Raw genomic sequence first — 14,175 nt, forward strand, 5'->3', positions numbered from 1 at the left:
CCCTGACTGCAGGGACGTCGCCACGCACCATGTCTGCCATCAGGCCTGAAAACGGGGTTCCAGCTGCATGAACCCGGCCATGCATGAAGTATCGACGGCAGATGCCTTTTGTTGCAATCGCGCGGTGACGGCCTGAATCACTGCCCGACTGGCATCATGATGGAATTGCCAGACACCATAGATTCTTCCGTCGAACGACGGCTCGCTGCCCAATCGAGGATCTGCCCCCAGACCGGCACCCAGACCGAACAGATAAAGCCCTTTCAATCGTCGCCCGTTTTGATCCATCGGGCACCCCGCCGGATCCGAATCCAGGCCGCCCTTTGCCTCACGCAAAGTGATCAGACTGCCATCGCCGTAACGCATCACGGGCAACTGCGGCTGATAGCCGGAACATTGCACCACCACACTCGACTCGGCCAGCGCGCTTTTGGCTTTCTCGAACGCACCGGCGGGCCCTTCCAGCGTCTGCAACAGTTGGACCCGTACGCCGGTTTTACCGATACGGCCGTTGTTCAGGGCCTCGCGACCGATGTCCAGCGCCCGGTAGCGCAACCCACCGGAGCGATTGATGCGCCCGGAAACCGGACACACATCCAGTTGAGCATCGAATACATAGCCCGCAGCGTCCGCATGTTCGGCGCTTTCGTAAAACAGTCTGATCCGGGTTCGATGGATCAGCGTCAGCTCTTCGAGCCCCGCGAATTCCAGAGCATCAGCCAGGTTTTCCAGGATGGAAAAGGCACTGTGCGAACCGCCGACCACGCTGATGCGCCCCCCACTGGCCAGCGCAAGTGCAAACACCTCACGCAGTTGCACGGCATTCATGCGCAACAGCCGGTCGGCACTTTGAATATTGGTAGCCGGTGCCAGTGAAATCCCTTGCTGCGCAAGGCTTGCGATCAGATGCCGGGGATCCTGACGCCCGCCCAGGTTGAGCACCAGCGTCTGGCACCTGACGAGCCTGACGCAACCTTCCGCCTCTACCGTAAGGCAGAATTCGTCATCTTCGCTGACCACTTCGATGATGGTCGTGCTGCGCCAGATTTTCACCCCGTAACAGCGCGTCAAGTGCTCCAGCACCAGTCGAGAGGCTTCGCCCATCAGTTGCCCCACATCCGATAACTGCGGGGCACTCTCGGCCTGACCGCGGATACGCCAATAGGCCGGTGAATATTCCAGCGGCTCGAAGATCTCACGCAAGGCCGGGTCACGCAGACAATCGATGAAAACATCGCCTACCGAGTTGGCGGTGATCCGGTATTGTCCCAGTGCACCGGTACCCGGTCTGTCGCTGGCATCGATGACAATCAGCCCACTTGCGGCAATCTCCGCCAGCGTGCCGCTTTTCAAGGCGTTGAACAGAAAGCCCATACCGGCAAGCCCCGCTCCGCCGACGACACAACCGCAGACTGTTTCCGAAGGTTTTTCAAACATGATGATGCTCCATCGTCATAGCTAAACGTTGGTGCATTCCAGAAGTTCTGGATGATCGAATACCTGGCCAGCACTGCAAACCAGCGTCCATGCACAATTAAAAAAGACAACACGACAACACGACAAACAGCGCACGCGCAGCATCATCAGAACCCGGCTGAAGGCCCCGCTGTTTTTTATAAATAGAAATGACCTGTTACATACGCTGACCGGGACGGCGATTCACCCGATACCTGAACCGCTGAAAAAACAATGCGCCACGCTACCGCCGAACCTTCGGATGAGGTTTAACGTCAGGTAGTTGATCAGAAGGGTTTAAGCACAACGAAACGAGTGGATTGAAAGAATAGTTGCAAAGAAACGATGACGTGTCAAATAAGCCGCAGCTGCATTCAAACGTTCCGCCCGCGTCGCAAGTACCTGATTTTAAATGATTGCACGTTTCAGCCAGATAAAAATATTAATCAGGCCGCTCATGAGCGCCCAATGAATAACGTTTATTTTTTTGATGAGGCACTGTAAAACTCGCCTGAATCCAGCGCCGGGATATTGACTGACGCGGACAGTAAGCGGTGAATGAACGGGCGAAGACCTGCGGGCAAGACAACCCTGAACGGGGACGGAGTGACCGGCAGAAAGAAGGTGTTCCGACCTGAACAGATCGGAACGGGGAAGCCGTGTGCAATACACGCTACGCCAAGGCAGATGCGGTCAGGCGGTACGGTGTTGCTTCTGCCGGACACCATGGGAACCGGGCTCGTCACGCAGTTCGCTGCGCAGTTCCGACACCAGATTCGATATGTCGCGAGGGCTTTTCAACCCGTGCGCAGAGATACCGGTCACCAGCAATTCAACCCGGCCTGAATCCGGGTCATTGACCTGCACCGTCATGAAATAGTCCGGTGCAATCGTACAGGTACAACGCAACGGTAAAAATGCACTTTCGACGATACTGCGCAGTTCCAGAGTAGACAGTCCACTCGCGATCATTTTCCATCTCCTTATTGTGTAAGCGCTGCCGGACCCCAGCAGATTACTGTCGCTATTTATAGTTAATTAACTGAAACCAGGCACACCCTTGCCTGCCAATTAATTGTCGCCACTTACTTGATCCTTGACGCTCTTTATACGCCAGCCTCTATCAACTCGGCAACGTGCAGCGTAGATCACGCCCTGACACGACGGATGTGTTTATTTGTAAACAATTTCAGAAAAAACGATTCACTCTAGGTGTTCACGCAGCGAATGGCATGATCTGCGTCATTAAAGAGATATGGCGCTGATTCTTGCATTATCACGGGGTGACGAACGGTCATGAAAAGGGTGGGTTATGTTCACTTATGAAACACCTCAAACGCACTTTTCAGACCCTGGCGACTGCTTACAGCCCACGTGAGTCGCCGAGGGGAAAGTCAGCTTGCGCGATTCGCTCGACTCACTGACTCCGCAATCAGCGCCCTGTATGACGCACAGCATCGCGGGATGCATGCCCACGCGCAGCGGTGGGCACGATCAGGGTCGAGTCAACATGTGTGTAACCACGAGCAATGCGCCCGGCGTTACTCCACAGATCTGGGCAGACGGAAATGGATAACTGCAACCCGTGCACCCTGTTTGTCACGTCGCTCTTCAATGGCATAAGGGCGGAAACCCATGCGCGGATAGAACAGCAGGCCCGGAACGTTATGGTTGTAGCAGGACGCAATCAGCTCAGAGGCTTCGTGCTTGTCAAAGGCAATGTCCATCATGCAACTGATCATGTAACGACCCACGCCTCGGGATCGGGCCTTGGGGGCAATGATGACGTTACCCAGTGCGCACCGACCGCGAAAATCACAGCGGGAGAAATTGGCATACCCCACTACTTCGCCATCCATCTCGATCACAATGGAGTCGTAGCGAGTTTCCAGCGCGTCAACCAACTGGGCTGGCGTGAACGGATAAGTAGCCCGGGGAAACATGTAGAACAGCTCGTCCGCATTCTGGGGCAGCTCACAGACGATCGGAATGTCTTTTTCTTCCAGGGGGCGATGTAGAAACATTGAGCGGTAACCTCTTGAAGAAATTGAAGAACCTACAGAGCAGGTTAGCCATGAAACTGCGATTTCGGCGCCTCCAGGCGACAGAAATACAGCGCCCTTGCGCTCACAGCATAATCCGCGGCTATCAAAAAACGCTAATTCAATAGCAAATCGGACTAAAAACAGCGGATTGATGCGTTGCCTTGACATCGACTGACGCAAACCACTGAATAAGGAGGATTTCAGGATTTTGGCGTATCCGCCGTTAGCCGCGGGTGGCGTCTAGGTTTTGTACGAAAAGTCGGCGAGCGAAGGTCAGGCAAGGCAAAAACAGACGAGGAAGCGGAGTCTACGTGTTGTAAATGAGCATTCCGATCGGACTCGCGCACGAGCCTGTTTTTAACGCAGCATCACCGAGCGCAGCCACTTTTCGTACAGAGCCTAAGGAAACGTCTTGAAAGATCGCCTCCCTTGAAATTGAAAATCGCCTCCCGACCCTTCTCGATTGACTGACGCAATATCCTGTAACCGATATTTCCCCACGGGTATTGCAACACCTGGACGGAAACGGCATTTATTTCATTTTGTTTACTGGAACACATCCCCTCATGCCCTCGTTCCCTCTTGTCCGTCTCAAGGCACATCCTTTCAGATGGTTGTGCATGATCGCGATCATCGTCGGCCTGCCAGTCGGTTGCGCGGTGCTGGAGCACAAGGAGCGCGAACTGGTGTTCCGTATCGAGCCGGGCACCGCCAGCTGGTACAGCGGCCTGCCCGCCGATGTTCAGGAGATGGAGCTCAAGACGCCCGATTTCGGCACCTCGCAGAACATTCACGCCTGGTGGTGGCCAGCGCCACGCAAGGACGCACCTGCGGTGTTGTATCTGCACGGCGCACGCTGGAATCTGACGGGCCAGTTGTTCCGCATCGAACAGCTCAGGGCACTGGGGTTTTCGATTCTAGCCATAGATTACCGGGGCTTTGGTCAGAGCATGGGGCAGTTGCCCTCCGAAAAGACGGTGTATGAAGACGCACGCATTGCCTGGGAACGCCTCAAGCAGTTGCAACCGGATCCACAGCGTCGGGTGATCTACGGTCACTCACTCGGGGGCGCAGTGGCCGTGGACCTGGCGGCGGAACTGGGCCGCGAAGCGGAGAAGGACCAGACGCCAGTGGCGGCACGCGGCCTGATCATCGAATCCACCTTCACCAACCTGGCAGACGTCGCCACTGCAATCGCCAACACTGCGCTGCCGGTCCGCTGGCTGTTGTCGCAGAAATTCGATTCGGTCGACAAGATCGCCGACATCCACATGCCCGTGCTGATCGTGCATGGCACCGACGATCGCTATGTTCCTGCCCGGTTCAGCGAAGAGCTGTTCGAGGCCGCACGAGAGCCGAAGAGCCTGTTGCTGGTGCCCGGCGGGACGCACAACAACAGCATGCGTCTGGGGAACCAGGCTTACAGCCAGGCGATACAGACATTACTGAAAACGCCCTCGTCATCACCTCAGGTCACCAAAAAGGGCGATATGCCGAAACACGCAGGCTAAACCCCGGGAAAACCTGCGTACGACACTCATGGAACGATAGACATCCGTGGCGGCAGGCGATAGCGTCGGCGTTCCCCGCTTCAGGACTGCGCCATGCATAGCGTTATCGAGTATTCGGACGACCAGCACCGTCAGGCGGTCATCGACCTCTGGACAGCCGTTTTCAACGACGGCGCTCCGCACAACCGCCCGGCCCTATCGATCGACATGAAGTTATCGGTCGAAGACCGACTTTTCTTTGTAGTCCTTGTTGACGGCCGTCTGGCAGGCACGTTGCTGGCGGGCTATGACGGACACAGGGGCTGGCTCTACTCGGTGGCGGTCGATCCTGCTCATCGTGGACGCGGGCTGGGAAGCGCGTTGGTCAGGCATGCGGAACAAGCGCTCATCGGGCTTGGCTGCCTGAAGATCAATCTGCAGATCCGTACCAGCAACGAAGCAGTCAAAGCCTTCTATGCGGCACTGGGCTACGTTCAGGAACCCCTGATCAGCATGGGCAAGCGGATCCCGTTCAATCCCGACACAAAAGCGTAGGAATCCGATACAAGTTACGTCAGGCAATTCCCTCATTTACATGAGAATTAATATCAAATTACAATTATTGCTATTAACGTCCTGACAGAGCATTTCCTTTGAGCACCTTCCATCGCCCTCGCCGCCCCGGCCCTTTTCTGCTGTCCGCAATGTCCCTGGCCATGTGCTCGGGCGGTACGGCACATGCAGCAGACGCTGCAATGTTGCCCGCGACGCAGGTATCTGCCGCCGCTACCCAGAACGAGGAAGGCTACAGCGCACAAAGCGCCAGTACCGCCAGCAAAAGTGATGTACCGCTCAAGGAAGAAGCGCAGACGGTCAATGTGGTGACACCCCGGACCATTGCCGACTACAACGTGCGCTCGCTGGACGACGCCATGAAGTTCGTCAGCGGCGTCAGTCAGGGCAATACGCTGGGCAACACCAAGGACTCGCTTGTCAAACGCGGCTTCGGGACCAATGACGATGGATCGATCCTGCGTGACGGCGTGCGCTCGGTGGTTTCCAGGAACTTCAGCGCGACCACCGACCGGGTCGAAGTACTCAAGGGTCCGGCCTCGCTGTTGTACGGCGCGATGGAGCCGGGCGGCCTGATCAACGTGATCAGTAAACAGCCGCAGTACGTGCAGAGCACGACGTTGAGCGGTTCGGCGTTCAGCGAAGGTGGCGGCAGTTTTGGCGTTGACACCACCGGCCCGCTGGGCGACAGCGGCCTGGCCTATCGTCTGGTTGCCGAACGCCAGAGTGAAGATTACTGGCGCAACTACGGCGTCGATCAGCACACGCTGATCGCACCGTCTCTGTCCTGGACAGGCGAGCGCGCAAGCCTCACGCTTGCCTACGAGTACAACGATTATGTCAGCCCGTTCGACCGCGGCACTGTATTCAGCGGCGGGCATCCGACCGATGTCAGCTACAACAAGCGTCTGGATGAAAAATGGGCCAACACTGTTGGCATCAGCGAAACGGCTACAGCGCGTTTTGAATACCAGCTCAGCGACGACTGGAAGACCCGCCTGACCTATGGCTGGAACAATGACCGCTACAGCCTTTCCATCGCCCAACCCAGCACCCTGTCAGGCACGGGCGTGCTGCGTCGTCAGGCCAACGGCGGGCACTACGACTATGAAACGCGTTATGCCAGCTGGGACTTCATCGGCAAGCAGGACATCCTTGGGCAAGAGCACGACCTGCTGATCGGTGCCGAACAGGAGGACTCTGACAAGTTTCGCGGCAAGACGTACCGCAATACCGCACAGAACGGCTTCAACATCTTCAACCCGGTCTATGGCGGCCTGGCTGAACCGAGTGTGGTCAACCAGTCCACCAGCAACCTGAGTAATCAACTGACCTCGTCTTCGCTCTATGTGAAAGATAATTGGCACCTGAACGACCGCTGGATTCTGGTGCTCGGCGGTCGCTATCAGCATTACGACCAGTACATCGCTCAAGGCCTGGGTGCCAGCCGGGCTGTGAATCTGGACAAAAATGATGACGTGTTCCTGCCCATGGCGGGGCTGGTGTTCAAGGTCAATGACGACCTCTCGCTGTATGGCAACTACAGTCGCTCGTTCGTGCCCAACGAAGACGTGAACGACGACGGCACCACCTTCGATCCCGAGGAAGGTCGCAGCTACGAAGTTGGTGCCAAATACGCGCTCGCGCCTGGCCTGGACTTCAACATGGCCGTGTTCGATATCGAGAAGAAGAACGTCGTCACTCCAACCGGCGTGACGGGTGTCAGCGAGGCGGCTGGCAAGGTCGGTTCAAGGGGTGTTGAGCTGGACGTGACCGGCCGCATCGCCGAGCGCTGGGATATGATCGGCACCTACGCCTACACCCACACCGAAGTGCTGGATGACCCGAGCAACGAAGGCAATCGCCTGAGCCAGGCGCCGAAGCACACAGCGAGCCTGTACCTCACGCATCATCTGCAGGTGCCTTCAGGTCTGGGTGACTGGCATGCCGGTGGTGGCGCACGCTACGTGGGCGAGCGCGCCGGGGATGACGCCAACTCGTTCTACATGAGCAGCTACACCGTGGCCGATGCATTCCTGCGCTGGGATGTGCCGATGGCCGGTTACAAGACCCGCCTGCAGTTGAACGTAGATAACCTGTTCGACAAGCAGTATTACCCGTCCAGCACCGGCAGCCAGTTGCAGGTCAACGTGGGTGAGCCACGCACCGCGCGGCTAAGCGCCAGCGTCACGTTCTGATAATGGTGAAGGGGCTGGACAAGCTCCAGCCCCTTCAGCCCGCTCAGATAAGACCTTTGCCTGCCGCGTCTTCAAGCGCGCTGCGAGCCAGATCCCTGATGACCTTGTCGCTCGACTCGTTGAACGGCAGGGCAAAGATCAGCACCAGGTGCATCCAGGTGGTGAGTTTTTCCTGCTTGCTGACCTGCCCCAGCTTCTTGCCTTCACCATTGCGGAAGGTCAGTTCCAGCGACAGGGTGTTGTCGACCTTGTTCGGGATCAGAAAGAACGTGAAACCGGTCAGGAATGCCAGGCCAAGACTGCCTTCTTCGTGATTGCGCAAGGTTGCCGTGACGTAGAGATCGGACGGCTCTCGCTCGATGCTGACGTTGCTGAAACGCTGACTGCCCTGCAGCTCTTCCTTCAACAACTTCTCCAGCGCAGCGATGTTGGTGCCGCTATTGGCGCGATCTTCGTTCAGCGCATGTTCGACCTGCACCTTGAGATAGGCCGCCGGTTTGACCTTGGACGATGTTGCCGGAGGCCATTGCGAAGCCTGCACCAACTCATGGTTCGAATAGGTCATGCAGCCTTGCAACGACAGTGAAAACAGCACAGCCAACAGCATGAAAAACTTGTTCATTCGAAATATCCCTTTCAACGAGGCAATTGGCCGGTGGCATCGACCAGCAGCGTCTCGACCAGATCGGTCAGTTGATTGGCCCCCATTGACGGGTTGAAATAATCGCGGTCCCAGAGCCCGGTGTTCACGTCGCGCTTGAACGTCTTTTGCGACAGTGCCAGTTGTTTGCCGTGGCTGTCGTTGATACGCAGTTCCGCCGCCAGATCATAGGCGTCGACGTAGATCGGGCCGTTGACCCAGATCCAGATCGTCAGCGTCAGCAGAGCGCCGGGGAAATACGCCGGGTGTGGCGTACGCTTGCCTTTGAGAGACGTGAAATTGAAGGCCAGTTCGACATCCTTTTCGCCCAGCTTCGCCGGGAAAACGATCATCTTCTGGAAATACTCGCCACGCTCGACGTGCGCGCCGATCTGCGCCGTGAGCTGCGAACTGATGTTTCGCTTCTGAAGCTCATCAATGGCCGGATCAGTGATCTTCACATCCTTGATCATTGCCCCGACCGGCAACGTATTCTCGACGGCCTTGGCGGGAAGACCAATGGGCCCTGCGGGCACGAAGGATACACACCCGGTCAACACCAACCCCATCAGTGCGATGGCGGCGTACTGCAGCTTGTTCATTTAACGTCCTTGAAGATGTCGCACCCGCGACACCCGAAGCAAATATTGATGGCATGCCACGGGACTTGCCGATCCATGGCATGCAAGCAGAGATAGCACTATGCTATCTCGAGCGAGATTGTAACCAATTTGCTTCAGGCGTGCCTGCTCTCGCAGAGCACAGAGACGGCACAGGTCAGGCGGCCTGCTGCCGGGCGTGCATTCAGTCAGCAGGGTTGACCATGGGTGTCGTGCCAGACGACCCGGTACAAGAAACGGCTCAGTACTTGATCCGGTAGATGTTTATGACTTTCTCGTTGTAGAACAGGTACTCGACCTTGCCGATGAACGCGCTTTTTTCCAGCCAGTCGTTCGGCCCCAGTGGCACCTGAAACTGTGGGGTGCAGGTGCACTGATAGTGCCCGTCGGAAATGGGCCATACGCCGTTCTGAAGCTGCTCCTGCCCGACCTCGTCCATGACCAGCACCCCTTTGCTCTCCACGTTGATCAGCTCGCCCACTCGGGTTCGCAAGGTGAAGCGCGCATTGAAATAGGCAAGCTCGCTGGACAGCTCGACAAAAAAATCACTGCCACCCGGCAGCACCGAACCCCGAATGTTCTCGCCCTCGAACTCGCCGCCGATGACGGAGCTGTTGCTGCGCAGACCATCGCTGCAGATTCCCATCAGCGTAGGAGCATCCGTCTTCAGGGTAATCGACAGGACTTTCTCCAGCAGCGGTGCCCTGGCGATTGCCACTTCACGAACGGATGGCTTGCAAGGCTTCTTGAAGTCGATGATGTTCACGGGTCTGCTCACTCCACTATTCGGTCAACACTGCAGTTGGGGCCAGAAGCTTTATGGCTCAGGCATCTGCCGGGTTCGGCATTGATGCGGCGGCGTTTATTTGAGGCTTCGTTTCCAGTAAGCTCCTCGGAGACGAAATAAATCGTACCGAACGGTTCAGTTTTAGTCCACGTTAATTTGCGTAACACAGGCAAACGAAGATTCCCTGAAGGATTGAGGATTTAAATGAAGGTGCGTACCGAAGCTCGCCGTGAAGCCATCATTGATGCGGCAGCCAGCGTTTTCCTCGAAATGGGCTACGAGCGCACTTCGATGAACGAAGTCACCAAGCGAATGGGCGGCTCCAAGGCAACGATCTACAGCTACTTCCCGTCAAAAGAAGATCTCTTCATCGCCGTGGTTGATCGGCATGCCACGTCTCATCTGGCAGAAGCCGTATCGGAGCTTGCGACCTATGGCGAAAAGGATCTGGACCTCAGAGCCTTGCTCAGCCGCTTTGGCGAGCGAATGCTGGCGGTGCTGATCAACGACAACACCGTGCTGGCGGTGTATCGGATGGTAGTTGCCGAGTCGGGTCGTTCTGAAATCGGCATGATGTTCTATGAATCCGGGCCACGCCAATGCATGCAAACCATTTCCACCCTGATGGCCCAGGCCATGCAGAACGGGCAACTGCGCAAGACCGACCCTGAGCTTGCAGCGCTTCAGTTGACTTCGCTGCTTACAGCGGAAACTGAAATACGGCTCTATCAGCAAAGCCCGCAGCCACTGGGCTGCGAGCAAATTCGCACGATGGTAGATCGGGCGGTCGAAACCTTCCTGCTGGGCATGGGCCAACGCTGAGTTACCGTCACGCATAACCGACGGCCCCTCTGCCTGACGCTTCAGGCGCTTTTTTTCAGAGACCGCGCATCTCCAGCCACTGGGCTTTACCGATGCGCGGAGCGCTTTATATTGCACTTGTCATCAAGAAAACCTCCATGCGGGCGATAGGCTTTCTAATCACCCATGGAGAAGGCACATGTTCTTGCGCAAACTCAAACTCGCACCTCGCTCGGCTTTATGCTTCGGTTTGTTCTGCCTCATGATTGTCGCACTGGGACTGCTCGCGTTGCGACAAGCCGCCATTCTCAACGAAGCGGAAAAATTCATCGAAACCAATGTACTGCCCAGCGTCAAGCTGCTCGGTATGCTGGACCGTGAGTTTGTCGGTATCCGTGGGAATAACGCCCGTCTGCGCAATCCACTGGAATCTCAGGAACGCAAAGCCAAGGCGCTGAGCGACATCAAACAATCGCGAGTCCTGATCGCCGACTACTCGAACTCGTTGGGCAAACTGATCGTGACGCCACAGGGACGCGAAGCATTCGACGCACTCAACAAGGCCAATGCCGACTATCAAGTGAATCAGGACCGTTATCTGGCCTCCGTCGCTGCAGGTGACCTGGAAGCCGCTGTTGCCATCTCCAACAACGAGATGAAGAGCGCCGCCGATCAGGTGGAGTCCTCACTGAAGAACCTCATCGGCATCAACGACAAAAAAGCCGAGAGAGCGGGTGACAACGCTGAATCGGCCTACAGCCAGACCCTGTGGCTCGTGGGGATCTTCATCGCTATCGGTGTTACATCCACGCTGTTGCTTGCCTGGCTCTACACCCGCAGCCTGACCGGTCCCATTGGCGATTCCCTGAAAATAGCCGAACGCATTGCAGCCAACGACCTGAGCAAGAACATCACGGTCGAAGGCAGCGACGAAGCGGCCAAACTGATCGCCGCACTGGCGACGATGCAGACCAATCTGCGCAGTGCGCTGACCCTGATCGGCGACTCATCGACTCAACTGGCAGCCACCTCCGAAGAAATGCATGCCGTGACCGAGGATGCGTCGCGCACTATTCTGCGTCAGAGCAATGAAATCGAAATGGCGGCGACGGCAGTCAACGAGATGAGCGCTGCGGTCGAAGAAGTGGCCAGCAATGCGGCCTCTGCTTCTCAGGTCACATCGCAATCCAGCACCGCGGCCATGGCCGGACGTGCCCAGGTCGATGAAACGGTTTCGGCAATCAATCTGATGGTGTCCAAGGTTCAGGTCACCTCGACCGAGGTGCAGGGTCTGGCGGTCATGGCCACCGACATCAGCAAGGTGCTGGACGTGATCCGCGCCATCGCCGAACAGACCAACCTGCTGGCGCTCAACGCCGCCATCGAGGCTGCCCGCGCCGGTGAAGCAGGTCGAGGTTTTGCCGTGGTCGCAGACGAAGTGCGGGCGCTTGCTCACCGCACCCAGCAGTCGACCCGGGAAATCGAGCAGATGGTCAGTTCGATTCAATCCGGCACCGGCAACGCAGTGACCGCCATGGAACAGACCAGCTTCCAGGCTCAGAAGACCCTGGACATGGCCAATGGCGCAGGCAAGGCGTTGCTCGACATCACTGAGTCCATCAGTCAGATCAACGAACGCAACCTGATGATCGCCACCGCTGCCGAGCAACAGGCTCAAGTGGCGCGTGAAGTGGACCGCAGCCTGGTCAGCATTCGCGACCTGTCCAGCCAGACCTCCGAAGGTTCCAGCCAGACCGCCATCGCTACGGCTGAACTGACCAAACTGGCAGCCGACCTGAGCCGCTTGACCAAACAATTCCGCGTCGCCTGAGTCCCTTTGGCCGGGGAACGTGGTTCCCCGGCCTTTCCCCACTCGAAGCATCTTCCCCGCAATCGCCCCACCGGCGCAGGCAGCGTCCACTTGTCAGGGGCGCGCACCTCGTCTAAGTTGTACGACGACAGATGAATATGCTGTCTGCCAGATCATGTCGAGCGCATGTTTCGGCCACCCCACAATGACAATAAAAAGGAATGCGCATGAGAAAGCTCAAACTGCTCGTAGGATTTGTCTGCCTGTTCACGGGCTACGTCGTCGCCGCGCCATCGGACGAGGCTGACGTGGCGCAGGCGGTGGACAAGTTGACCCAAGCCATGTGGCACAAGGATATAGCGCAGCTTCAGGCGCTGACCGCCGACAACCTTACCTATGGGCATTCCAGCGGCAACATCCAGGACAAGCAGGCGTTCATTGCCGACATCGAAACCGGCAAGAGCGCCTTCAATGACCTGAAAATGCTCAACCAGAAGATCACGATGTCTGGCGATGTCGCGCTGGTGCGCAACCACTTCTCGGCGCAGGCCGTGAACAGCGGCAAGGTGGTGCCGACCGAAATCGAGAACTTCCAGATCTGGCAAAAGCAGAACGGCCAATGGCTGCTGATTGGCCGTCAGGCATTCCGCTTCTAGACGTCAGCCACGTCCACGCAGCGAGTGGCAGCATTCACTGCTGCGTGCCGAACATCGCGGTCCAATAAATGCCTGCATCGCTCTTGGGATCAGTGGCATAAGCCGCGCCCAGTTCACGGAACCCGGCATTCATCAGATTCGCGCAATGCCCGGGGCTCGCCAGCCAGCCGTCTACCACCTTGCGGGCGGTGTCCTGACCGGCAGCGATGTTTTCGCCCACCTGCTGACCGATATAGCCAGCCAGTTCCGCTCGATCGCCAGGCATGCGCCCTTCCCGGTCCTTGTGATCGAAGAAGTTGTTGTTGGCCATGGCCTGAGAGTGAGCCTGAGCTGCCGTGCCCAGCGTGGCGTTCCAGCTGAGCGGCGTGGCCGCGGGAAATGCCTGAGCACCGCACTGGCGTGGCGTGGTGCGGGCAACGTTGATCATCTCCAGCACCTTCTGACCTTCGGCCTGCCAGTCCCCCAGACGCGACGCGACCAGCGAACGCGCCAGCACGATTCGCCAGTTCTGCCCTTCCCGGCTCACGCCAATGTCGATGAACTGCGGGTCGAGCACGACCTTGCAGAAGCTTTCCTGCACGGCCTTCAGTGCCGAGGCCGCATCACGCGGCCCGGAAAGGCTGATCGCCTGCACGGTGACCATTGGATAGGAAGCACGCGACAGTGCCGGCCCCAGCTCCACCCCGCCACTGGCGGGTAGAATCAGGCGCTTATCGCTGACCAGTGGCGGCAGCTCCATGGACACCTGATCGCCGCAGCGCTGCGCCTGCCCACGCCAGGCATTGAGCGAGTCGATCAATTGCGTCTCATCGGAGGCCTGAGCCGATTGGGCGACAAGCACCCCGAGTGACAGTATCGCTAAGCGCAGGACGGACGTGATGGACCCCATGAAAATCTCCGGAAAAGTGAGAGCGCCTATCATGCGCGACCTCACCCGGTCGGGTGCAACTGCTTTTTGCGGCTGGCGGCGGGATTATCACGAGCAGACAGGTAAAGAAGCAGGCCGGCTGGAAGGAGAGTGTTCTGGCAGCCAATGCAATTATTGTGGGAGGCGGCAATCCGCCTCCCACATCAAATGCAGCAGATACAGCGTTTGTTCA

General features: G+C 57.5%; 13 protein-coding genes. 6 read left to right on the plus strand and 7 right to left on the minus strand.

What is annotated here, in order from left to right; translation table 11 throughout:
- Positions 1-39 precede the first annotated feature (39 nt).
- The 3 genes from KDX39_RS24330 to KDX39_RS24340 form a co-directional block, all read right to left on the minus strand.
- Positions 40-1,437: a lysine N(6)-hydroxylase/L-ornithine N(5)-oxygenase family protein gene (locus KDX39_RS24330; protein WP_231662101.1), complete on the minus strand. Its 1,398-nt coding sequence runs from the start codon at positions 1,435-1,437 to the stop codon at positions 40-42.
- Positions 1,438-2,148: 711 nt separating this feature from the next.
- Positions 2,149-2,427 carry a DUF1652 domain-containing protein gene (locus tag KDX39_RS24335; RefSeq protein WP_231662102.1) on the minus strand — a complete coding sequence of 93 codons (279 nt, stop codon included), beginning with the start codon at positions 2,425-2,427 and terminating at the stop codon, positions 2,149-2,151.
- Between the two features lie 569 nt (positions 2,428-2,996).
- Positions 2,997-3,479, minus strand: a complete 483-nt coding sequence (locus KDX39_RS24340) for a GNAT family N-acetyltransferase (protein WP_231662103.1) — start codon at positions 3,477-3,479, stop codon at positions 2,997-2,999.
- A 587-nt stretch (positions 3,480-4,066) separates the two neighbouring features.
- Between KDX39_RS24340 and KDX39_RS24345 the strand changes: the two genes are divergently transcribed.
- The 3 genes from KDX39_RS24345 (at position 4,067) to KDX39_RS24355 (ending at position 7,761) form a co-directional block, all read left to right on the plus strand.
- Positions 4,067-5,011 (plus strand): alpha/beta hydrolase, encoded by a 945-nt coding sequence (locus KDX39_RS24345; protein ID WP_231662104.1) that lies wholly within the window; start codon positions 4,067-4,069, stop codon positions 5,009-5,011.
- A 93-nt stretch (positions 5,012-5,104) separates the two neighbouring features.
- A complete protein-coding gene (locus KDX39_RS24350) occupies positions 5,105-5,545 on the plus strand; it encodes a GNAT family acetyltransferase (RefSeq protein WP_231662105.1) in 441 nt (146 codons plus the stop codon).
- Positions 5,546-5,706: 161 nt separating this feature from the next.
- A complete protein-coding gene (locus KDX39_RS24355; protein ID WP_371321852.1) occupies positions 5,707-7,761 on the plus strand; it encodes a TonB-dependent siderophore receptor in 2,055 nt (684 codons plus the stop codon).
- 43 nt (positions 7,762-7,804) lie between these two features.
- Here KDX39_RS24355 and KDX39_RS24360 read toward each other — a convergent pair whose 3' ends face one another.
- The 3 genes from KDX39_RS24360 to KDX39_RS24370 form a co-directional block, all read right to left on the minus strand.
- Positions 7,805-8,383 (minus strand): hypothetical protein, encoded by a 579-nt coding sequence (locus tag KDX39_RS24360; protein ID WP_231662107.1) that lies wholly within the window; start codon positions 8,381-8,383, stop codon positions 7,805-7,807.
- Positions 8,384-8,397: 14 nt separating this feature from the next.
- Complete coding sequence (locus tag KDX39_RS24365) at positions 8,398-9,003, minus strand: hypothetical protein (RefSeq protein WP_099228383.1); 606 nt, start codon at positions 9,001-9,003, stop codon at positions 8,398-8,400.
- Between the two features lie 259 nt (positions 9,004-9,262).
- The gene (locus tag KDX39_RS24370; RefSeq protein WP_231662108.1) at positions 9,263-9,787 is read right to left on the minus strand and encodes a DUF3237 domain-containing protein; all 525 of its coding nucleotides are present in this window, start codon (positions 9,785-9,787) and stop codon (positions 9,263-9,265) included.
- A gap of 225 nt (positions 9,788-10,012) precedes the next feature.
- Here KDX39_RS24370 and KDX39_RS24375 point away from each other — a divergent pair, with 225 nt between their 5' ends.
- The 3 genes from KDX39_RS24375 to KDX39_RS24385 all read left to right on the plus strand — a co-directional run bounded on the left by KDX39_RS24375 (position 10,013) and on the right by KDX39_RS24385 (position 13,075).
- A complete protein-coding gene (locus tag KDX39_RS24375; RefSeq protein ID WP_231662109.1) occupies positions 10,013-10,630 on the plus strand; it encodes a TetR/AcrR family transcriptional regulator in 618 nt (205 codons plus the stop codon).
- Positions 10,631-10,808: 178 nt separating this feature from the next.
- Positions 10,809-12,440, plus strand: a complete 1,632-nt coding sequence (locus KDX39_RS24380; protein WP_231662110.1) for a methyl-accepting chemotaxis protein — start codon at positions 10,809-10,811, stop codon at positions 12,438-12,440.
- A 206-nt stretch (positions 12,441-12,646) separates the two neighbouring features.
- Positions 12,647-13,075, plus strand: a complete 429-nt coding sequence (locus KDX39_RS24385) for a nuclear transport factor 2 family protein (RefSeq protein ID WP_004887223.1) — start codon at positions 12,647-12,649, stop codon at positions 13,073-13,075.
- 34 nt (positions 13,076-13,109) lie between these two features.
- On the opposite strand, the gene KDX39_RS24390 is transcribed toward KDX39_RS24385, so the two are convergent.
- Positions 13,110-13,964, minus strand: a complete 855-nt coding sequence (locus tag KDX39_RS24390) for a CAP domain-containing protein (RefSeq protein WP_231662111.1) — start codon at positions 13,962-13,964, stop codon at positions 13,110-13,112.
- Between the last annotated feature and the right edge of the window lie 211 nt (positions 13,965-14,175).

Origin of the sequence: Pseudomonas sp. CDFA 610, from assembly GCF_021147865.1 — a bacterium.
GTDB classification, from domain to species: domain Bacteria; phylum Pseudomonadota; class Gammaproteobacteria; order Pseudomonadales; family Pseudomonadaceae; genus Aquipseudomonas; species Aquipseudomonas alliivorans.

Excerpts from the sequence above, each read along its gene's own strand:
- KDX39_RS24350 (WP_231662105.1), top strand. The coding sequence starts at position 5,105 with ATGCATAGCGTTATCGAGTATTCGGACGACCAGCACCGTCAGGCGGTC.
- KDX39_RS24360 (WP_231662107.1), bottom strand. The coding sequence starts at position 8,383 with ATGAACAAGTTTTTCATGCTGTTGGCTGTGCTGTTTTCACTGTCGTTG.
- KDX39_RS24345 (WP_231662104.1), top strand. The coding sequence starts at position 4,067 with ATGCCCTCGTTCCCTCTTGTCCGTCTCAAGGCACATCCTTTCAGATGG.
- KDX39_RS24390 (WP_231662111.1), bottom strand. The coding sequence starts at position 13,964 with ATGGGGTCCATCACGTCCGTCCTGCGCTTAGCGATACTGTCACTCGGG.
- KDX39_RS24335 (WP_231662102.1), bottom strand. The coding sequence starts at position 2,427 with ATGATCGCGAGTGGACTGTCTACTCTGGAACTGCGCAGTATCGTCGAA.
- KDX39_RS24380 (WP_231662110.1), top strand. The coding sequence starts at position 10,809 with ATGTTCTTGCGCAAACTCAAACTCGCACCTCGCTCGGCTTTATGCTTC.
- KDX39_RS24340 (WP_231662103.1), bottom strand. The coding sequence starts at position 3,479 with ATGTTTCTACATCGCCCCCTGGAAGAAAAAGACATTCCGATCGTCTGT.
- KDX39_RS24355 (WP_371321852.1), top strand. The coding sequence starts at position 5,707 with ATGTGCTCGGGCGGTACGGCACATGCAGCAGACGCTGCAATGTTGCCC.
- KDX39_RS24330 (WP_231662101.1), bottom strand. The coding sequence starts at position 1,437 with ATGTTTGAAAAACCTTCGGAAACAGTCTGCGGTTGTGTCGTCGGCGGA.
- KDX39_RS24385 (WP_004887223.1), top strand. The coding sequence starts at position 12,647 with ATGAGAAAGCTCAAACTGCTCGTAGGATTTGTCTGCCTGTTCACGGGC.
- KDX39_RS24365 (WP_099228383.1), bottom strand. The coding sequence starts at position 9,003 with ATGAACAAGCTGCAGTACGCCGCCATCGCACTGATGGGGTTGGTGTTG.
- KDX39_RS24375 (WP_231662109.1), top strand. The coding sequence starts at position 10,013 with ATGAAGGTGCGTACCGAAGCTCGCCGTGAAGCCATCATTGATGCGGCA.